This is a genomic window from Pseudomonas sp. IT-P12 (genome assembly GCF_949767465.1).
GTDB lineage: Bacteria > Pseudomonadota > Gammaproteobacteria > Pseudomonadales > Pseudomonadaceae > Aquipseudomonas.
Map to the genome: position 1 here is coordinate 35,893 of NZ_CATKPY010000026.1, position 18,913 is coordinate 54,805.

17 protein-coding genes are annotated in these 18,913 nt (G+C 60.6%); 3 read left to right on the forward strand and 14 right to left on the reverse strand.

Going from position 1 to position 18,913, the window contains the following annotated elements; all coding sequences use genetic code 11:
• The first annotated feature begins 187 nt into the window (after positions 1-187).
• Entirely contained in the window at positions 188-2,755 is a 2,568-nt protein-coding gene (gene mutS, locus ACM6IM_RS25430) for a DNA mismatch repair protein MutS (RefSeq protein WP_414866765.1), read from the forward strand.
• A gap of 143 nt (positions 2,756-2,898) precedes the next feature.
• Positions 2,899-3,222 carry a ferredoxin FdxA gene (gene fdxA / locus ACM6IM_RS25435; RefSeq protein WP_192302497.1) on the forward strand — a complete coding sequence of 108 codons (324 nt, stop codon included), beginning with the start codon at positions 2,899-2,901 and terminating at the stop codon, positions 3,220-3,222.
• A gap of 580 nt (positions 3,223-3,802) precedes the next feature.
• On the opposite strand, the gene rpoS is transcribed toward fdxA, so the two are convergent.
• The 8 genes from rpoS to ACM6IM_RS25475 form a co-directional block, all read right to left on the reverse strand.
• The gene (gene rpoS / locus ACM6IM_RS25440; RefSeq protein ID WP_008154012.1) at positions 3,803-4,810 is read right to left on the reverse strand and encodes an RNA polymerase sigma factor RpoS; all 1,008 of its coding nucleotides are present in this window, start codon (positions 4,808-4,810) and stop codon (positions 3,803-3,805) included.
• Positions 4,811-4,915: 105 nt separating this feature from the next.
• On the reverse strand, positions 4,916-5,773 hold the full coding sequence (locus ACM6IM_RS25445) for a peptidoglycan DD-metalloendopeptidase family protein (protein ID WP_414866635.1): 858 nt from the start codon (positions 5,771-5,773) through the stop codon (positions 4,916-4,918).
• A 211-nt stretch (positions 5,774-5,984) separates the two neighbouring features.
• Positions 5,985-6,620, reverse strand: coding sequence for a protein-L-isoaspartate(D-aspartate) O-methyltransferase (locus ACM6IM_RS25450; protein ID WP_192302861.1), 636 nt, complete (start codon positions 6,618-6,620; stop codon positions 5,985-5,987).
• 38 nt (positions 6,621-6,658) lie between these two features.
• Positions 6,659-7,408 (reverse strand): 5'/3'-nucleotidase SurE, encoded by a 750-nt coding sequence (surE, locus tag ACM6IM_RS25455; RefSeq protein WP_192302499.1) that lies wholly within the window; start codon positions 7,406-7,408, stop codon positions 6,659-6,661.
• Entirely contained in the window at positions 7,396-8,454 is a 1,059-nt protein-coding gene (gene truD, locus ACM6IM_RS25460) for a tRNA pseudouridine(13) synthase TruD (RefSeq protein ID WP_414866636.1), read from the reverse strand. Before truD ends, surE begins: the two co-directional genes overlap by 13 nt.
• On the reverse strand, positions 8,451-8,924 hold the full coding sequence (gene ispF, locus ACM6IM_RS25465) for a 2-C-methyl-D-erythritol 2,4-cyclodiphosphate synthase (RefSeq protein ID WP_192302501.1): 474 nt from the start codon (positions 8,922-8,924) through the stop codon (positions 8,451-8,453). The genes truD and ispF overlap by 4 nt, the downstream gene beginning before the upstream one ends.
• 54 nt (positions 8,925-8,978) lie before the next feature.
• The gene (gene fghA, locus ACM6IM_RS25470) at positions 8,979-9,824 is read right to left on the reverse strand and encodes an S-formylglutathione hydrolase (protein WP_201195456.1); all 846 of its coding nucleotides are present in this window, start codon (positions 9,822-9,824) and stop codon (positions 8,979-8,981) included.
• An 8-nt stretch (positions 9,825-9,832) separates the two neighbouring features.
• The gene (locus tag ACM6IM_RS25475; RefSeq protein WP_192302503.1) at positions 9,833-10,945 is read right to left on the reverse strand and encodes an S-(hydroxymethyl)glutathione dehydrogenase/class III alcohol dehydrogenase; all 1,113 of its coding nucleotides are present in this window, start codon (positions 10,943-10,945) and stop codon (positions 9,833-9,835) included.
• Positions 10,946-11,051: 106 nt separating this feature from the next.
• Here ACM6IM_RS25475 and ACM6IM_RS25480 point away from each other — a divergent pair, with 106 nt between their 5' ends.
• A complete protein-coding gene (locus ACM6IM_RS25480; protein WP_414866637.1) occupies positions 11,052-11,948 on the forward strand; it encodes a LysR substrate-binding domain-containing protein in 897 nt (298 codons plus the stop codon).
• Between the two features lie 154 nt (positions 11,949-12,102).
• On the opposite strand, the gene ispD is transcribed toward ACM6IM_RS25480, so the two are convergent.
• The 6 genes from ispD to tilS all read right to left on the reverse strand — a co-directional run bounded on the left by ispD (position 12,103) and on the right by tilS (position 18,789).
• Positions 12,103-12,810, reverse strand: coding sequence for a 2-C-methyl-D-erythritol 4-phosphate cytidylyltransferase (gene ispD / locus ACM6IM_RS25485; protein ID WP_192302505.1), 708 nt, complete (start codon positions 12,808-12,810; stop codon positions 12,103-12,105).
• Positions 12,807-13,085 (reverse strand): cell division protein FtsB, encoded by a 279-nt coding sequence (ftsB, locus tag ACM6IM_RS25490; protein WP_008028992.1) that lies wholly within the window; start codon positions 13,083-13,085, stop codon positions 12,807-12,809. The genes ispD and ftsB overlap by 4 nt, the downstream gene beginning before the upstream one ends.
• A gap of 171 nt (positions 13,086-13,256) precedes the next feature.
• Entirely contained in the window at positions 13,257-14,546 is a 1,290-nt protein-coding gene (eno, locus tag ACM6IM_RS25495) for a phosphopyruvate hydratase (protein WP_192302506.1), read from the reverse strand.
• Between the two features lie 157 nt (positions 14,547-14,703).
• The gene (kdsA, locus tag ACM6IM_RS25500; protein ID WP_192302507.1) at positions 14,704-15,549 is read right to left on the reverse strand and encodes a 3-deoxy-8-phosphooctulonate synthase; all 846 of its coding nucleotides are present in this window, start codon (positions 15,547-15,549) and stop codon (positions 14,704-14,706) included.
• A gap of 5 nt (positions 15,550-15,554) precedes the next feature.
• The gene (locus tag ACM6IM_RS25505; protein ID WP_192302508.1) at positions 15,555-17,186 is read right to left on the reverse strand and encodes a CTP synthase; all 1,632 of its coding nucleotides are present in this window, start codon (positions 17,184-17,186) and stop codon (positions 15,555-15,557) included.
• A gap of 274 nt (positions 17,187-17,460) precedes the next feature.
• Entirely contained in the window at positions 17,461-18,789 is a 1,329-nt protein-coding gene (gene tilS / locus ACM6IM_RS25510) for a tRNA lysidine(34) synthetase TilS (protein WP_414866638.1), read from the reverse strand.
• Positions 18,790-18,913: the final 124 nt, after the last annotated feature.

An 18,913-nucleotide genomic window follows, 5' to 3' on the forward strand; every position in this document is an offset into this window, starting at 1 on the left:
TTGCGAAGACAAATGCTGTTTTGCATAAACCGTGCATGGACAGTGGAAATGTTTCCCGGGGCTTTCATGCCTGCGTCAGGCGGACCGCCCATGGTAACCTTGCGCCCATCGCGGAAAAGCCGGGTCAATGCCCCTCCTTTGCCCTACACCTTTCAACGAATCTGCCTGATATCCGATGAATAAAGCACTGTCCGATCTGTCCTCGCACACGCCGATGATGCAGCAATACTGGCGCCTGAAGAACCAGCACCCTGACCAGCTGATGTTCTATCGCATGGGTGACTTCTACGAAATCTTCTATGAAGACGCAAAGAAGGCCGCCAAGTTGCTGGACATCACCCTGACCGCCCGCGGGCAGTCGGCGGGCCAGGCGATTCCGATGTGCGGGATTCCTTACCACGCCGCAGAAGGTTACCTGGCGAAACTGGTCAAGCTCGGCGAATCGGTGGTGATCTGTGAGCAGGTCGGCGATCCGGCGACCAGCAAAGGGCCGGTCGAACGCCAGGTGGTGCGCATCATCACGCCGGGTACGGTCAGTGACGAAGCGCTGCTCGACGAGCGCCGGGATAACCTGATCGCCGCCGTATTGGGCGACGAGCGCCTGTTTGGTCTGGCGGTGCTGGACATCACCAGCGGCAACTTCACCGTGCTGGAGATCAAGGGCTGGGAAAACCTGCTGGCGGAGCTGGAGCGGATCAACCCGGTGGAGCTGATGATCCCGGATGATTGGCCCAAGGATCTGCCAGCGGAAAAACGTCGTGGGGTCCGTCGCCGTGCACCGTGGGATTTCGAGCGCGACTCGGCGCTGAAAAGCCTCTGCCAGCAGTTTTCCACCCAGGACCTCAAGGGCTTCGGTTGCGAGAACCTGACCCTGGCCATCGGCGCCGCCGGTTGCCTGCTCAGCTATGCCAAGGAAACCCAGCGCACCGCCCTGCCCCACTTGCGCAGCCTGCGCCATGAACGCCTGGACGACACCGTGGTGCTGGATGGCGCGAGCCGTCGCAACCTGGAACTGGACACCAACCTGGCCGGCGGTCGCGACAATACGCTGCAATCGGTGGTCGATCGCTGCCAGACCGCCATGGGCAGCCGCTTGCTGACCCGCTGGTTGAATCGCCCGTTGCGCGACCTGAGCGCGCTGCTGGCGCGCCAGACCTCGATTACCTGCCTGCTCGACGGCTACCGTTTCGAAAAACTGCAGCCACAGCTCAAGGAAATCGGTGACATCGAGCGGATCCTCGCCCGCATCGGCTTGCGCAATGCCCGCCCCCGCGACCTGGCCCGCCTGCGCGACGCCCTCGGCGCCCTGCCCGAACTGCAACGGGCGATGGCCGAGCTGGAAACGCCGCACATCATTCAACTGGCGAAAACCACCAGCACCTACCCGGAACTGGCGGCTTTGCTGGAAAAAGCCATCATCGACAACCCGCCTGCGGTCATCCGTGACGGCGGCGTGTTGAAAACCGGCTACGACAGCGAACTCGACGAGTTGCAATCGCTCAGCGAGAACGCCGGGCAATTCCTGATCGACCTGGAAGCGCGGGAAAAGGCGCGCACCGGCCTGTCGCACCTGAAAGTCGGCTATAACCGCATTCACGGCTACTTCATCGAACTGCCGAGCAAGCAAGCCGAGTCGGCACCGGCTGACTACATCCGGCGCCAGACACTCAAAGGTGCCGAGCGTTTTATCACGCCGGAGCTCAAGGCCTTCGAAGACAAGGCGCTGTCGGCCAAGAGCCGCGCCCTGGCCCGGGAGAAAATGCTCTACGAAGCACTGCTCGAAGACCTGATCGCCCAGTTGCCGCCGCTGCAGGACACCGCCGCCGCTCTGGCCGAGCTGGACGTGCTGAGCAACCTCGCCGAACGTGCACTCAACCTTGACCTCAACTGCCCGCGCTTTGTCGACGAACCCTGCATGCGCATCAGCCAGGGCCGCCACCCGGTGGTCGAGCAGGTGCTGACCACGCCGTTCGTGGCCAACGACCTGAGCCTGGACGACAACACGCGCATGCTGGTGATCACCGGTCCGAACATGGGCGGTAAATCCACCTACATGCGCCAGACTGCATTGATCGTGCTGCTGGCCCATATCGGCAGTTTCGTGCCGGCGGCCAGTTGCGAATTGTCGCTGGTGGACCGGATCTTTACCCGGATCGGCTCCAGCGACGACCTGGCCGGCGGACGCTCGACCTTCATGGTCGAAATGAGCGAAACCGCGAACATCCTGCACAACGCCACCGAACGCAGCCTGGTGCTGATGGACGAAGTCGGTCGCGGCACCAGCACCTTCGACGGCCTGTCCCTGGCCTGGGCTGCGGCAGAACGTCTCGCCCATCTGCGCGCCTACACCCTGTTCGCCACCCACTATTTTGAACTGACGGTACTGCCGGAAGCCCAGCCGCTGGTGGCCAACGTGCACCTCAACGCCACCGAGCACAACGAGCGCATCGTGTTCCTGCACCACGTGCTGCCAGGACCTGCCAGCCAGAGCTATGGGCTGGCTGTGGCCCAGCTGGCCGGGGTGCCGAGCGAAGTGATCGTGCGTGCCCGCGAGCACCTGGGTCGACTGGAAGCGACCGCACTGCCCCATGAAGTGCCCAAGCCGGCCAAGGGCAAGCAGGCCGCTCCGCAGCAGAGCGACCTGTTCGCCAGCCTGCCGCACCCGGTCCTGGATGAGCTGGCCAAGCTCGACCTGGATGACCTGACACCGCGTCGCGCACTTGAAATGCTCTATACACTGAAAACACGGATCTAACGCAATTTGCCTCCAAGCTGTTAGAATCTCGCGCGGTTCGGGATGCTGCAGGCTAATAGCCTGGCCTGCAGACTATCGCTCCCGAACCTGGCGACCCCACCGTGAAGGGGCTCCGCTGCCGCCGCCTGAGGAGAGAATTAGAAATGACCTTCGTCGTCACCGACAACTGCATCAAGTGCAAGTACACCGACTGCGTAGAAGTCTGTCCGGTGGACTGCTTTTACGAAGGCCCGAACTTCCTGGTGATTCACCCGGATGAGTGCATCGACTGCGCACTGTGCGAGCCAGAATGCCCTGCCGTGGCCATCTTCTCCGAAGATGAAGTCCCGGAAGACATGCAGGAATTCATTGCGCTGAACGTTGAACTGGCCGAAATCTGGCCGAACATCACCGAGAAAAAGGATTCGTTGCCCGATGCCGAAGAGTGGGATGGCGTCAAAGGCAAGATCAAAGACCTCGAACGCTGATCACCCCCGCGTTCCCGAAAAGGCCCCTTGCGGGCCTTTTTGCTTTTCTGCAGGCAAAAAAAAGGGGCGGTTTGACCCGCCCACATTTTTTCCCTATTCCCTGTGTTCCTTTTCATCATCCTGATGAATCGCATCCTGCAATGTCCTTTCCCCTCATCCTTGAAGGGCGCGTCAGTCCGTCGACACAGGGCTGATACTAGAGCGTTCCCCGACGAGCGCAACGGGGCCTCAAAGACTTAACCGGGCCGCTCGATGCTGAGCGATATTTGAAATTCCCCCAACATTCAATTAGATAGATCTTGGACGAGGCCCCGTTAGCCTCCCGCCAGGGTGTAAAAATAACGAACACTTACGAGAGAGTAAGCGAACACTTACACGGCGACACCACAAACCTGAGGTGATGACCGAGTGACTGCCCGTTATGAACAACCGGTGGGCGCGAGCCAGCTTGCGATGACGACTGAGCAGCCAGCCTCGGTGAAAACTGACCCGCCGCTAACGCAAGCAGGCTCGCTCAGGGGCCCATGAAAAAGCCCCGAACCAGTCGGGGCTTTTCTGTCTGACAGCTCAAGCGACTCGCTTATTGAAACAGCGACTCGCTCGACAGGCCATTCTTCTCCAGGATCTCCCGAAGACGCTTCAAGCCTTCAACCTGTATCTGCCGGACCCGTTCACGGGTCAGGCCAATTTCCAGGCCCACGTCTTCAAGGGTGCTGCTCTCATGGCCACGCAACCCGAAACGGCGTATCACCACTTCGCGTTGCTTGTCGGTCAACTCCGAGAGCCATTGATCGATGCTCTGGGACAGGTCGTCATCCTGCAACAGTTCGCACGGATCGGTCGGGCGGTCATCGGTCAGGGTGTCCAGCAGGGTTTTATCCGAATCAGGACCCAGCGAGACGTCTACCGAAGAAACCCGCTCATTCAAGCCGAGCATGCGCTTGACCTCTCCCACCGGTTTTTCCAGCAGGTTGGCGATTTCTTCGGGTGAGGGTTCATGATCGAGTTTTTGCGTCAGCTCCCGTGCGGCCCGCAGGTACACGTTGAGTTCCTTGACCACATGGATCGGCAACCGGATGGTCCGGGTCTGATTCATGATCGCGCGCTCGATGGTCTGACGAATCCACCAGGTTGCGTAGGTCGAAAAGCGGAAGCCACGTTCAGGGTCGAACTTCTCCACCGCCCGGATCAGTCCGAGGTTGCCCTCTTCGATCAGGTCCAGCAGCGACAAGCCACGATTGACGTAACGACGGGCGATTTTCACCACCAGCCGCAGGTTGCTTTCAATCATGCGTTTGCGCCCCGCCGGATCACCACTCTGCGACAAGCGAGCAAAGTGAACTTCTTCTTCGGGGGACAGGAGAGGAGAAAAACCGATTTCATTGAGATACAGCTGCGTGGCATCGAGTGCACGCGTGTAATCAATGTACTTGTGTTGTTTTAACGATGCGGAGTGTTTGGATTTGGCACGAACGGAAGGTGGAGCCGCCCCTTCATCATTCGACATCGAATCCGTACCGATGCCGGTCTCCATCAGGAGAACCTCATCGTCGATGTCAAACTCCGGCACTTCTTTACTGAGAGCCATTGTTATAGTCCTTTGGTGAGTTCGACCTCAAGCTCGAGCGGCGCCTTTATCCTTGGCAACGCTGGAGCCTGTTCCCTCTACGTGACGGAACAGGCTGACAACAAATCAACGACGTGGCAGGAACTGCAGCGGATCTACTGGCTTACCTTGTCGGCGAATCTCAAAATGCAGTTTCACCCGGTCCGTACCCGTTGACCCCATTTCGGCAATTGTCTGTCCGACCTTGACCTGCTGCCCCTCCCGAACCAACAGCCTGCGGTTGTGACCGTAGGCACTGACGTAGGTATCGCTGTGTTTGATGATGACCAATTCGCCGTAGCCCCTTAAGCCACTCCCGGCGTATACCACCGTCCCATCAGACGCAGCTAAAACAGGCTGTCCCAAATCTCCGGCGATATCAATTCCTTTATTCAAACTACCGTTTGAAGAGAATTTTCCAATCAAAATGCCATTAGAAGGCCACCCCCAGCCCGTCGGGGCCGGACCCGGAGCCGGGGTTGGAGCCGGCGCAGGCTTGTTGGCGACGGACGGTGCAACCACCGTTGTGGTGGTGGTCGCGCCATTTGGCTGGCGTCGAATGACCGTGGTTTTACTGGAAGACGACGGTGCCGAATCGGCCGTCGCAGCAACCGGCGCCGGCGTTGAACCGGTGCGGCCGTCAAAGCGAATCGTCTGACCCGGGTGAATCGTGTAGGGCGCAGGGATGTTGTTGCGCGCGGCCAGGGCCTTGTAGTCCCAGCCGTAGCGAAAAGCGATCGAGAACAGGGTGTCTTTCGGTCGAACCACGTACTGCCCGGTGGTCACAGCCGGCCGTTGGGCCACGGCATTGTTGCGATCGACGACGCGGACATCGCTCGATTTGTTGCTGGAACAACCGACCAGCAAGGTACTCAAGACAAGGCCAGTCACCAGGCGCTGAAAGCTCGTTGTACCCATACGCTGCGCAATGACTGTGAGACTCACCCGCCGCTCCCTTTGTGGTGGCTGAAATGTTGGATTGCCGTGCTCCGGCATGAAGTGTCGCAAGTATAACGGGCCGTGCAGGCTTTACCTTCAATGAAGCGAGATGACCCGGCGCACACGTTTGCTGCCTGACGTTGAATCCCGTTTAACCGATCGATGCCGCTGTAAGACAGAAGCAATCGGAGAGAATTCAGCACGCCTGCATAAATGCTCAGGCCAGGGGCCCGTTGAGCAATGGCACAAACCGTACCGCCCCCAGCACCCGCCGGGAAAACCCGTGCTCCTCGCGGATGATCAGCATCAGTTGCTGAACTTCGCCCGACCCGACAGGAATCACCAACCGCCCGCCCGGGGCCAGTTGATCGAGCAACGCCTGCGGTACATCGGTGGCCACCGCCGTCACGATGATGCCGTTGTACGGCGCCAGCGCCGGCCAGCCTTCCCAGCCATCGCCCCAACGGAAGACCACGTTGCGCAAGTTGAGATCGACCAGGCGCTCCTTGGCACGGTCCTGCAAAACCTTGATGCGCTCGACGGAAAACACCCGCTCGACCAGCTGTGACAGGATCGCCGTCTGATAACCCGAACCTGTGCCGATCTCCATGACCTTGTCCAGCGGCCCGGCCTCCAGCAACAGCTCGCTCATGCGGGCCACCATGTAAGGCTGGGAGATCGTCTGGTTGTTGCCGATCGGCAACGCCGTGTCTTCATAGGCGCGGTGCGCCAGCGCCTCGTCGACGAACAGGTGACGCGGCGTGCGGCGGATCACTTCCAGCACCTTGGCGTTGCAGATGCCTTCTTCGTACAACCGCTGGATCAGGCGCTCGCGTGTGCGTTGCGAAGTCATGCCGATACCCCGGTGCATCGGGTCTTGTTCACGAGCCATCAGTGCAGTCCCTCCAGCCAGCCATCGAGGCTTCGGAAGGCATCGTTGAAGGTGCGATCCAGTTGCAAGGGCGTGATGGACACATAGCCCTGCATCACTGCATGGAAATCCGTGCCGGCACCGCCATCCTCGGCGTCTCCGGCTGCGGCGATCCAGTAACCGGACTTGCCGCGCGGGTCGACGACTTTCATCGGCGCCGCTGCACGAGCGCGATGACCGAGACGGGTCAACTGGATCCCACGGATATGGTCCAGTGGCAAATTGGGAATGTTCACGTTCAGTACCGTGCGCGCAGGCAGGTCAAGAGCGGCGTGGGCCTGCACCAGCTTGCGCGCGAAGTAAGCGGCCGTTGGAAGATTTTCGACCTGTCGCGAAACCAGCGAAAAGGCAAACGAGGGGCGCTCCAGGAATCGCCCCTCGAGGGCCGCAGCTACCGTGCCGGAATACAACACGTCATCACCCAGGTTGGCGCCCAGATTGATGCCGGAAACCACCATGTCCGGCTCGCGCTCCAGCAGGCCGTTGAGGCCCAGGTGCACGCAGTCGGTCGGCGTGCCATTGAGGCTGATAAAGCCGTTGGCCAATGTTTGCGGGTGCAACGGACGATCCAGCGTCAGCGAACTGCTGGCGCCGCTTTTGTCCTGGTCAGGGGCGATAACCACGCATTCGGTGTAATCCGCCAGCGCAGCATAAAGCGCGGCGAGACCGGGTGCGGTTACCCCATCGTCGTTAGAAATCAGAATACGCATGGGCTGTCCGTCTGCCCTCCCGGCACCAGATCGACGAGTTCACGCACCAATACGGTGGCGAAGCATCCGGCCGGCAGGACGAATTCCAGTTGCAGAATGTCAGGCTCGGGATAATGCCACGTCAACCCGCCAATGGGCAGCCGCAGGATGCGACGTTCGTGGCTCATACCAGCGTTAATCAACCAATCGCGCAGATCCGCTTCGCGCGCCGCGACGGCTTGTTCCAGTTCATGGACAGCGCCCGTCGCCGGCGAGTCACCTTCGCCCCACTGTGGGCCGGTCGGGTGCAGGTCGAGAATGGCCAGGCGCGGGTCGCTGCACTCGGCTTCACCGGCCGGAAAGAAACTGCGGCTGTCGGTGAACGCCAGCAGGTCGCCAACCTGCGCCTGCTGCCAGGTGCCATCGACCACCCGCGCCGCCAGCACCTGGTTGAACAGAAAACTGCGGGCTGCCGAGAGCAGGCGCGAACGGACGTTGCGTTGCTCCGGCAACGCCTTGCGCGCCGCCCAGGCACGGGCGTCGACCACGTTGCCGCCGTCGAAGCCAAACCGCTGGGCACCGAAGTAATTGGGAATGCCCTGTTTGGCGATCCGTTGCAGGCGCTCTTCAAGGGCGGCCTTGTCGCCAACGAATTGCGTCAGGCGCAAGGTGAAGCCGTTGGCCGAATGCGCGCCGCGCTGCAGCTTGCGTTTGTGCCGGCGGGTCGAGAGAACTTTCAGGGTATCGTTTTCGGCCGCCGACAAATCAGGGTCGGCCTTGCCCGGCAGTTGCACGCTGAACCATTGGCGCGTCAGCGCCTGACGGTCCTTCAGCCCGGCGTAGCTGACCGTACGCAAGGGCACACCGGCCGCCTTGGCAATGCGCCGTGCCGCCTCTTCGGTGTTCAGACCGCGCTTTTCCACCCAGATCCACAGGTGTTCACCGTCACCACTGAGGGGAATGTCGAGGACTTCATCGACCTGGAAATCCTCGGCGATGGCTTTCAACACCGCGGTGCCCAGGGCGTCGCCATAGGCCCGGGGGCCGAGCAATTGCAGTTCGTTCATGCGCGCAGCAACAAAGCAACGGAGTGCACGGCAATGCCCTCCTCACGACCGACGAAGCCGAGTTTTTCAGTGGTGGTCGCCTTCACGTTCACTTGATCCAGCTCGACCTGAAGGTCTGCCGCAATCAGGGCGCGCATCGATTCGATATGCGGGGCCATTTTCGGCGCCTGGGCGACGATGGTGTTGTCGACGTTGCCCACTTTCCAGCCCTTGGCCTGGACCAATGCGACAACGTGCCGCAACAGCACGCGGCTGTCGGCCCCCTTGAAGGTCGGATCGGTGTCGGGGAAATGCTTGCCGATATCGCCCAGCGCCGCGGCGCCGAGCAAGGCATCGCTCAAGGCGTGCAGCAGGACGTCACCGTCGGAGTGAGCGAGCAGACCGAAGCCGTGTGCGATACGCACGCCGCCCAGTGTAATGAAATCGCCTTCAGCGAAACGGTGCACATCATAGCCGTGGCCAATACGCATAAAAAAAACGCCCCGATTTTTGTCAGGGCGTGATTCTACCTGCTTTGTCAGACATTAGGCGCCTAGAGCGCGCCCATGATGTTGCAAGTGGTCGTCGATGAAACTGGCGATGAAGAAATAGCTGTGGTCGTAGCCCGGTTGCAGACGCAGCGTCAGCGGATGTCCAGCCAGCTTCGCCGCCTGCTGGAGGGCTTCGGGCTTGAGCTGGGTGGCCAGGAAATCGTCGCGATCACCCTGGTCGACCAGCAGTGGCAGCTTCTCGTCGGCTTCGGCAATCAACGCACAGGCATCCCATTCACGCCACTTCGAGCGGTCTTCACCCAGGTAGCGGGAAAAGGCCTTCTGGCCCCAGGGACAATCCATCGGATTATTGATCGGCGAGAACGCCGATACCGACCGATAACGCCCCGGATTGCGCAACGCACACACCAACGCGCCGTGGCCGCCCATGGAGTGGCCGCTGATCCCGCGCTTGTCGGAGGCCGGGAAATGGGCCTCGACCAGTGCCGGCAATTCCTGCACGACATAGTCGTGCATCCGATAGTGGCGCGACCAGGGTTCCTGCGTGGCATTGAGATAGAACCCGGCGCCCAGGCCAAAGTCCCAGGCGCCGTCCGGATCACCCGGCACATCGGCGCCACGCGGACTGGTGTCCGGCGCGACGATGATCAGACCCAGTTCGGCCGCCATGCGCATGGCGCCGGCCTTCTGCATGAAGTTTTCGTCAGTGCAGGTCAGGCCCGACAACCAGTACAACACGGGCAGCTTGCCGCCCTGCTCCGCTTGCGGAGGCAGGTACACGGCAAACACCATGTCGCAGCCGAGGGTTTCCGAGCGATGGCGATAACGCTTGTGCCAGCCGCCGAAGCTTTTCTGGCAGGAGATATTTTCCAGGCTCATGGCAAACCTCAGAAATGGATGACGGTACGGATGCTTTTTCCTTCGTGCATCAGGTCGAACGCCTTGTTGATATCTTCCAGGCCCATGGTGTGGGTAATGAAGGTATCCAGCGGGATCTCGCCGGTTTCGGCCATCTCCACGTAGCTAGGCAATTCGGTACGGCCACGCACGCCGCCGAACGCCGAACCGCGCCATACGCGACCGGTCACCAGCTGGAACGGACGGGTGGAAATCTCCTGGCCAGCACCGGCCACGCCGATGATCACCGACTCGCCCCACCCCTTGTGGCAGCACTCGAGCGCGGCGCGCATCAATTGGACATTGCCGATGCACTCGAAGGAAAAGTCGACGCCGCCGTCAGTCATGTCGACGATGACTTCCTGGATCGGACGGTCGAAGTCCTTGGGGTTTACACAATCGGTTGCACCCAGTTGTTTGGCGATTTCGAACTTGGCCGGGTTGATGTCGATGGCGATGATACGCGCCGCCTTGGCCTTGACCGCGCCGATCACGGCCGACAGACCGATGCCGCCGAGGCCGAAAATGGCCACGGTGTCACCGGGTTTCACCTTGGCGGTGTTCAATACCGCACCGATGCCGGTAGTGACGCCGCAGCCCAGCAGGCAGACCTTTTCCAGGGGCGCTTCCTTGGCAATCTTGGCCACGGAAATTTCCGGCAGCACGGTGTATTCGGAGAAGGTCGACGTGCCCATGTAATGGAAAATCGTCTCGCCCTTGTAGGAAAAACGCGAAGTGCCATCCGGCATCAAGCCTTTGCCCTGGGTGGAACGAATCGCCTGGCACAGGTTGGTTTTGCCCGACAGGCAGAATTTGCATTGGCGGCATTCCGGGGTGTACAGCGGAATCACATGGTCGCCAACGGCGACGGAGGTCACGCCCTCGCCAATGGCCTCGACCACCGCACCACCTTCATGGCCGAGAATCGACGGGAAGATGCCTTCAGGATCAGCACCGGACAGGGTGTAGGCATCGGTATGGCAGACACCGGAGGCCACGACACGCAGCAACACCTCACCGGCCTTGGGCAGGGCGACATCGACTTCAACGATTTCAAGGGGCTTCTTGGCCTCGAAGGCAACAGCGGCGCGCGACTTGATCATGGGAATTCTCCAACGAATAAAAACGAGACAGGGAGTGTAATACAGCGCATCACAGTGAATAATCAGGGCAAAAGCAAAACATTATTGCCACACAGGGACAATCCCGATGTCTGAGAATCGCTGGGAGGGCATAGACGAGTTCGTTGCCGTTGCCGAATGCAGCCAGTTCACGGCGGCGGCGCAAAGACTGGGCGTGTCTTCCTCCCATATCAGTCGCCAGATCGTTCGCCTCGAAGAGCGGCTGCAAACACGACTGCTGTATCGCAGCACCCGCCGGGTCACGCTGACCGAGGCCGGGCAAACCTTCCTGCAGCACTGCCAGCGCTTGCAGGATGGGCGCGAAGAAGCGCTGCGCGCGGTCGGCGACCTGACCAGCGAGCCCAAGGGCATGCTGCGCATGACTTGCGCCGTGGCCTACGGCGAACGCTTCATCGTTCCTCTGGTGACGCGGTTCATGGGGCTCTATCCGCAACTGCGCATCGACATCGAGCTGAGCAATCGCCAGCTCGATCTTGTGCATGAAGGGCTGGACCTGGCGATCCGCCTCGGTCGATTACAGGATTCGCGACTGGTGGCGATGCGACTGGCGCCGCGGCGCATGTATCTGTGCGCCTCGCCGTCCTACGTGGAACGCTATGGCCGTCCGCACAGCCTGTCGGAATTAAGCCGCCACAACTGTTTGATCGGCAGTTCGGACCTCTGGCAACTGGAACAGAACGGTCGGGAGTTTTCCCAGCGTGTACAGGGAAACTGGCGCTGCAACAGTGGGCAAGCGGTGCTGGATGCGGCTTTGCAGGGTGTGGGGTTGTGTCAGTTGCCGGACTATTACGTGCTCGAACACCTCAAGAGTGGCGCCCTGATTCCGCTGCTTGAAGCGCATCAGCCGCCCAATACGGCGGTGTGGGCGCTGTACCCGCAGCAACGGCATTTGTCGCCGAAGGTGCGCAAGCTGGTGGATTATTTGAAGGAGGGATTGGCTGAGCGGCCGGAGTACAGGAATTAGCGGTGTGTCAGCAAAGTATCCGGCTGTCTGGTCTGCCGCTTTCGCGAGCAAGCCCGCTCCCACAGGGAATCTTCAGCAATACAGATTATGTATACAAAGATCCAATGTGGGAGCGGGCTTGCTCGCGAAAGCAATCTGACAGACGCCGGAGTAATCAGCGGCGATTGGCCCAACGCTGGCGCAACCACTCCAGGTCCTCGGGACGAGTGACCTTGAGGTTATCGGAACGGCCTTCGATCAGGCGCGGTGCCTGCCCTGCCCATTCCATGGCCGACGCCTCATCGGTGATCACGGCGTCTGCCACCAGACTGTCGGCCAAAGCCCGATGCAACGCACCCAGACGAAACATCTGCGGCGTATACGCTTGCCAGATCACACTGCGATCCACGGTTTCAACCACGCGACCCTGCTTGTCGACGCGCTTGAGCGTATCGCGAGCGGGAACCGCCAGCAGACCACCGACCGGATCTTCAGACAGTTCGAACAACAACTTGTCCAGGTCATCCCGGCTCAGATTGGGCCGCGCCGCATCGTGCACCAGCACCCAGTCCTCATCGTCGGCCCCCAGGGCATGCAGATGCAGCAAGGCATTGAGCACGGACCCGGAACGCTCGGCGCCGCCCTCGACGCGTTGAATGCGCGAATCGCCGGCACACGCCAGGTTGGGCCAGTAAGGATCGTCAACAGCAAGACTGACCACCAGCCCCTTGAGGGCAGGATGATCGAGAAAACAGCCGAGGCTGTGTTCGAGAATGGTGCGCCCGCCCAATTGCAGATATTGCTTGGGACGGTCTGCGGCCATACGGGCACCGACGCCCGCGGCGGGAATCACGGCCCAGAAGGCCGGCAACGCGGTGTTCATTGGGCCAACTGGTAAAGGGTTTCACCGTCCTTGACCATGCCCAGCTCATGGCGAGCCCGCTCTTCAACGGTCTCCATGCCCTTTTTCAACTCACTGACTTCGGCGTCCATCACCCGATTGCGCTCCAGCAATCCTTCGTTCTCAGCGTGCTGATCCGCGATCTGCTGAGTCAGCTCGGCCACTTGCGCCAGGCTGCCATTACCCACCCACAGGCGGTATTGCAGGCCAGCCAGCAGCAAAAGCAGGACGAGGAACAACCAATTGGGACTGCGCATCGAATATCGGGTATCCAGTGAAAAAAGACAGCCATGCCAAAACTGTGAACGGCTGATAGCACGAAGCCTGGAAGAACCAGGCTTGTGCTCTCAAGGCATCAGATTAGTGGTAAATCCATCGCTGTCGCGATTTTTCCGACACAATCCGCTGCTTTTTTTATCAGCCAACGATCAGCCGCGGAACTCGCTGCGGCCATTGTATTTGGCTTTGCCGTTCAACTGCTCTTCGATACGCAGCAGTTGGTTGTACTTGGAAACGCGATCGGAACGGCACAGGGAGCCGGTCTTGATCTGGCCAGCCGAAGTGCCCACGGCCAGGTCGGCAATGGTCGAATCTTCGGTTTCGCCGGAGCGGTGCGAGATCACGGCAGTGTAGCCCGCAGCCTTGGCCATCTGAATGGCTTCCAGGGTTTCGGTCAGGGTGCCGATCTGGTTGAACTTGATCAGGATCGAGTTGGCGATCTTCTTGTCGATGCCTTCTTTCAAAATCTTGGTATTGGTCACGAACAGGTCGTCGCCAACCAGCTGGGTCTTCTCGCCGATCTTGTCGGTGAGGATCTTCCAGCCAGCCCAATCGGACTCGTCCAGGCCGTCTTCGATGGAGATGATCGGGTAACGCTCGGTCAGGCCCTTGAGGTAGTCGGCGAAACCTTCAGCGGTGAACACCTGGCCTTCGCCGGACAGGTTGTACTTGCCGTCTTCGTAGAATTCGCTGGCAGCGCAGTCCAGGGCCAGGGTCACGTCGGTGCCCAGCGTGTAACCGGCGTTGGCCACGGCTTCGGAGATCACTTTCAACGCGTCTTCGTTGGACGCCAGGTTAGGCGCAAAACCACCTTCGTCACCCACCGCTGTGCTCAGGCCACGGGCCTTCAGCACGGCTTTGAGGTGGTGGAAAATCTCGGTGCCCATGCGCAGGCCTTCCGAGAAGGACTTGGCGCCCACCGGCTGAACCATGAACTCCTGGATGTCGACGTTGTTATCGGCGTGCTCGCCACCGTTGATGATGTTCATCATCGGAACCGGCATCGAGTAAACACCCGGGGTGCCGTTCAGGTTGGCGATGTGCGCGTACAGGGGCAGATCCTGGTCCTGTGCTGCTGCCTTGGCCGCAGCCAGGGAGACGGCGAGGATCGCGTTGGCGCCCAGGGTGGCTTTGTTGTCGGTACCGTCGAGCTTGATCATCGCCAGGTCCAGCGCTTTCTGGTCGCTTGGATCGGTGCCTTTCAACAGGTCGCGGATCGGGCCGTTGATGTTGGCAACGGCTTTCAGGACGCCTTTGCCCAGGTAACGGCTCTTGTCGCCATCACGCAGCTCGAGCGCTTCGCGCGAGCCAGTGGAAGCACCGGACGGCGCACAGGCGCTGCCGATGATGCCGTTGTCGAGAAGCACGTCCGCTTCGACGGTGGGGTTGCCACGGGAGTCGAGAACTTCACGACCTTTGATGTCGACGATTTTAGCCATTGTTGTAACCACTCCAAAGTTGACGAAAACGACGCAGCTAGAGGAAAACTCTTATCGTCGGCAAGTGAGGTGCAGCGGGGCAGACTTGCGGACGATAAAGCCCAGGCCCGAGGGCCTGAGCGACAAATCGTGCGGTACTTTACCGGAGAAATGAGGATTACGCGGTTTCTACCGTCGGAAAACTCTTCACCAGTTCGTCCAAAGCCTTGAGCTGGGCCAGGAATGGCTCCAGTTTGTCCAGACGCAAGGCGCAAGGACCGTCGCATTTGGCGTTGTCCGGGTCAGGATGCGCTTCGAGGAACAGGCCTGCCAGCGACTGACTCATGCCGGCCTTGGCCAGGTCGGTGACCTGGGCACGACGACCGCCAGCGGAATCGGAGCGACCACCGGGCATTTGCAGCGAGTGGGTCACGTCGAAGAACACCGGGTATTCGAACTGCTTCATGATGCCGAAGCCAAGCATATCGACGACCAGGTTGTTGTAGCCAAAGCTCGAACCGCGCTCGCAGAGGATCAACTGATCGTTACCCGCTTCCACGCATTTGTTCAGGATGTGTTTCATTTCCTGAGGGGCAAGGAACTGGGCTTTCTTGATGTTGATCACCGCGCCGGTCCTGGCCATCGCGACCACCAGGTCGGTCTGGCGCGACAGGAAGGCCGGCAACTGGATGATGTCGCAGACTTCAGCGACGGCCGCCGCCTGTTCTGGCTCGTGGACGTCGGTGATGATCGGCACGCCGAAGGCTTGCTTGATGTCCTGGAAAATCCGCATGCCCTCTTCCAGGCCGGGGCCACGGTAAGAGGTCACGGAGGAGCGGTTGGCCTTGTCGAAGCTGGCCTTGAATACGTAAGGGATACCGAGCTTGGCGGTCACCTTCACGTACTCTTCGCAGACCTGCATCGCCATGTCGCGGCTTTCCAGCACGTTCATGCCACCGAACAGCACCATTGGCTTGTCGTTGGCAATCTCGATATCGCCTACACGGATGATCTTCTGCGCCATAAGGTTCAAGCCTTCTTCTGGTGTTGAGCCAAAGCTGCCTTGACGAAACCGCTGAACAACGGATGACCGTCACGTGGCGTCGAGGTGAACTCGGGGTGGAACTGGCAAGCGACGAACCATGGATGATCCGGAGCTTCGACCACTTCAACCAGTGCGCCGTCGCCGGAACGGCCGGAGATTTTCAGCCCGGCTTCCATGATTTGCGGCAGCAGGTTGTTGTTCACTTCGTAGCGGTGACGGTGACGCTCGACGATCACGTCCTTGCCGTAGCAGTCGTGAACCTTGGAACCGGCTTCGAGCAGGCAGTCCTGTGCGCCGAGGCGCATGGTGCCGCCCAGGTCGGACGATTCGGTACGGGTTTCGACGGCGCCGGTGGCGTCTTCCCACTCGGTGATCAGGCCCACGACCGGATGGCCGCTGGCACGATCGAACTCGGTGGAGTTGGCGTCTTTCCAGCCCATGACGTTACGGGCGAACTCGATGACCGCCACTTGCATGCCCAGGCAGATGCCCAGGTACGGCACCTTGTTTTCACGAGCGTACTGAACGGCAGTGATCTTGCCTTCCACGCCGCGCAGGCCGAACCCGCCCGGAACCAGGATCGCGTCGACACCTTCGAGCAGCGCGGTGCCCTGGTTTTCGATGTCTTCGGAATCGATGTAGCGCAGGTTGACCTTGGTACGGTTGCTGATACCGGCGTGACTCATTGCCTCGATCAGCGACTTGTAGGCGTCCAGCAGCTCCATGTACTTGCCGACCATCGCGATGGTGACTTCGTGCTCCGGGTTGAGCTTGGCGTCGACTACGGCGTCCCACTCGGACAGGTCGGCACCGCCACATTGCAGGCCGAAACGCTCGACGACGAAATCATCCAGGCCCTGGGAGTGCAGGATGCCCGGGATCTTGTAGATGGTGTCGGCGTCTTCCAGGGCGATCACCGCACGTTCTTCAACGTTGGTGAACTGCGCGATCTTGCGACGCGAGGAAACGTCGATCGGATGATCGGAGCGGCAGACCAGCACGTCAGGTTGCAGGCCGATGGAACGCAGTTCCTTGACCGAGTGCTGGGTAGGCTTGGTTTTGGTTTCGCCGGCGGTGGCGATGTAAGGCACCAGGGTCAGGTGCATCAGCATCGCGCGCTTGGCGCCGACTTCGAAACGCAACTGGCGGATGGCCTCGAGGAACGGTTGGGATTCGATATCACCCACGGTGCCACCGATCTCGACCATCGCCACGTCGGCATCGCCGGCACCCTTGATGATGCGGCGCTTGATTTCGTCGGTGATGTGCGGAATGACCTGGATGGTCGCGCCCAGGTAGTCACCACGGCGCTCTTTGCGCAGCACGTGCTCGTAGACACGGCCGGTGGTGAAGTTGTTGTTCTGGGTCATGGTCGTGCGGATGAACCGCTCGTAGTGGCCCAGGTCCAGGTCGGTCTCGGCGCCGTCGTGGGTGACGAACACTTCGCCGTGCTGGAACGGGCTCATGGTGCCCGGGTCGACGTTGATGTACGGGTCCAGCTTGAGCATGGTGACCTTAAGCCCCCGCGCCTCCAGGATGGCCGCCAATGATGCCGATGCAATGCCTTTCCCCAATGAAGAAACAACACCGCCCGTGACGAATATGTAGCGCGTCATGAAAAACCCTAGAAGTCTGCGTTAAAGCGGTCCGAGCCGCCGGGGAAAGCGAAGGAAGGCCGAAGCCCCCGATCACCTGCATTAATCACAGTGCACCTTTCAAAAAAACCGCCGCGTTGGGACAGACCGTGAGATGAAACTCCGGTTCGTTGCTCGCTACACATTTTTTGGAATCGCCCAGCAAAGACTGCTTGGTAATCGGCAACTCCTGCAATTCAGGCGAATCCACAGAAGTTGTATCAAGAAGGGAGCGTAGTCTACCGGAAAGCCCCTTTCAGCTCAAACCTTGATCTTCGCCAGGTGGCTGCCATTGCAAACGCCAGCCTTCCCGGGCATTGCCATTCAAGCCTTGCAGGTTGGCCACCGCCAGCAACTGCTCGCCCTGATAGAGCAGCGGCAATCTGCCACGCACGAAAGCCGGAACAGCCCGCTCGTTGAGCAAACGCTTGAGATCGCGATGACCGCGATCCGGCAGATGCATGACCTCGCCTCCCTCACGATAGCGGATCTGCAGCGGTCCATCCGGGGCTTGGCCCATGAACGTCAGCACCCCGTTATCCGCCAGCGCCAGAGGCTTCGAGGGATCGGTCCAGGGCCCGACAGCGGACGGCGAGCGCAACCAGACACCGGACAACCACCAGACTCGCCCGGCGGACCGATGCAGCTCACCGTCGGCCAGGCGCCAGACTGGCCGTGCATCGCCAGTGGCATCGCGCAGATCGATCCAACCCGACCAATGGTCGCTGTCCGGCAGCCGCGTCAACGGTGCGAGCCAATGACTGACGGCATTGCGCTGGCGAGCGTCGGACAGCGAGGTCAAACAGGCCAGCTCAAGCGATGGCACCCCCATCCAATCGAACTGACCCGCTACACGGGCCTGTGTCAGATCGAGCTGTGCCAGATCATCGAGCAGCCCCTGGGCTTCGTTCAGGTGCGCGGCGCTGCGGGCCATACTGGCCAGCGCCTGCGGCCAACGCTGGGCCATGACGGGCAACACTTGATGACGCAGGTAGTTGCGGGAGAAACGCCGGTCGTCGTTGGAAGGGTCCTCGATCCAGCTCAGCCGCTGATCGAGCGCATACGCCTCCAGCTCGGCGCGCGTGACATCGAGCAGTGGCCGTAGCAGTTGACCCTGGCCCAATGCGCGCTGTCGCGGCATCCCGGACAATCCCTTCACCCCCGCCCCACGCAACAGACGGAACAACAGGGTTTCGGCCTGATCGTCACGGTGCTGGGCCGTCAGCAGTACGTCGTTGGGCCGGATGACCTGGCTGAACGCTGCATAGCGTGCCTCCCGTGCGGCGCGCTCGAGGCTGGCGCCCGGTTGAACCTGAACCTGGAACACCTGCAGCGGTACACCCAGCGCATCGCAGACCGACTGGCAGTATTGCGGCCATGCATCGGCTGCCGATTGCAGCCCGTGATGGACATGAATGGCGTTGAGCGCCGGCACGGTGGTGTGTTTGGTCAATGTGGCGAGAAGGTGCAGCAGGACCGTGGAGTCGAGACCACCGGAGAAAGCGATGTACCAGGTTGTGGCGTTGCCCCAGGGGGCGAGATCGCGCACCAGCCTGGCGGCTAGATCAGACATGGGCTGGCTCATATCAATCTGGGCATACCAAACAAATGTGGGAGCGGGCTTGCTCGCGAAGGCGGTGTATCAATCAACACAGATGTTGTATGACACACCGCCTTCGCGAGCAAGCCCGCTCCCACAGGGATGAAGC

What these genes read in the sequence shown, in the direction of transcription:
- fdxA (WP_192302497.1), top strand. Translation starts at nt 2,899, where the DNA reads ATGACCTTCGTCGTCACCGACAACTGCATCAAGTGCAAGTACACCGAC.
- rpoS (WP_008154012.1), bottom strand. Translation starts at nt 4,810, where the DNA reads ATGGCTCTCAGTAAAGAAGTGCCGGAGTTTGACATCGACGATGAGGTT.
- ACM6IM_RS25450 (WP_192302861.1), bottom strand. Translation starts at nt 6,620, where the DNA reads ATGACTTCGCAACGCACACGCGAGCGCCTGATCCAGCGGTTGTACGAA.
- surE (WP_192302499.1), bottom strand. Translation starts at nt 7,408, where the DNA reads ATGCGTATTCTGATTTCTAACGACGATGGGGTAACCGCACCCGGTCTC.
- truD (WP_414866636.1), bottom strand. Translation starts at nt 8,454, where the DNA reads ATGAACGAACTGCAATTGCTCGGCCCCCGGGCCTATGGCGACGCCCTG.
- ispF (WP_192302501.1), bottom strand. Translation starts at nt 8,924, where the DNA reads ATGCGTATTGGCCACGGCTATGATGTGCACCGTTTCGCTGAAGGCGAT.
- fghA (WP_201195456.1), bottom strand. Translation starts at nt 9,824, where the DNA reads ATGAGCCTGGAAAATATCTCCTGCCAGAAAAGCTTCGGCGGCTGGCAC.
- ACM6IM_RS25475 (WP_192302503.1), bottom strand. Translation starts at nt 10,945, where the DNA reads ATGATCAAGTCGCGCGCCGCTGTTGCCTTCGAGGCCAAGAAGCCCCTT.
- ACM6IM_RS25480 (WP_414866637.1), top strand. Translation starts at nt 11,052, where the DNA reads ATGTCTGAGAATCGCTGGGAGGGCATAGACGAGTTCGTTGCCGTTGCC.
- ispD (WP_192302505.1), bottom strand. Translation starts at nt 12,810, where the DNA reads ATGAACACCGCGTTGCCGGCCTTCTGGGCCGTGATTCCCGCCGCGGGC.
- ftsB (WP_008028992.1), bottom strand. Translation starts at nt 13,085, where the DNA reads ATGCGCAGTCCCAATTGGTTGTTCCTCGTCCTGCTTTTGCTGCTGGCT.
- eno (WP_192302506.1), bottom strand. Translation starts at nt 14,546, where the DNA reads ATGGCTAAAATCGTCGACATCAAAGGTCGTGAAGTTCTCGACTCCCGT.
- kdsA (WP_192302507.1), bottom strand. Translation starts at nt 15,549, where the DNA reads ATGGCGCAGAAGATCATCCGTGTAGGCGATATCGAGATTGCCAACGAC.
- ACM6IM_RS25505 (WP_192302508.1), bottom strand. Translation starts at nt 17,186, where the DNA reads ATGACGCGCTACATATTCGTCACGGGCGGTGTTGTTTCTTCATTGGGG.
- tilS (WP_414866638.1), bottom strand. Translation starts at nt 18,789, where the DNA reads ATGAGCCAGCCCATGTCTGATCTAGCCGCCAGGCTGGTGCGCGATCTC.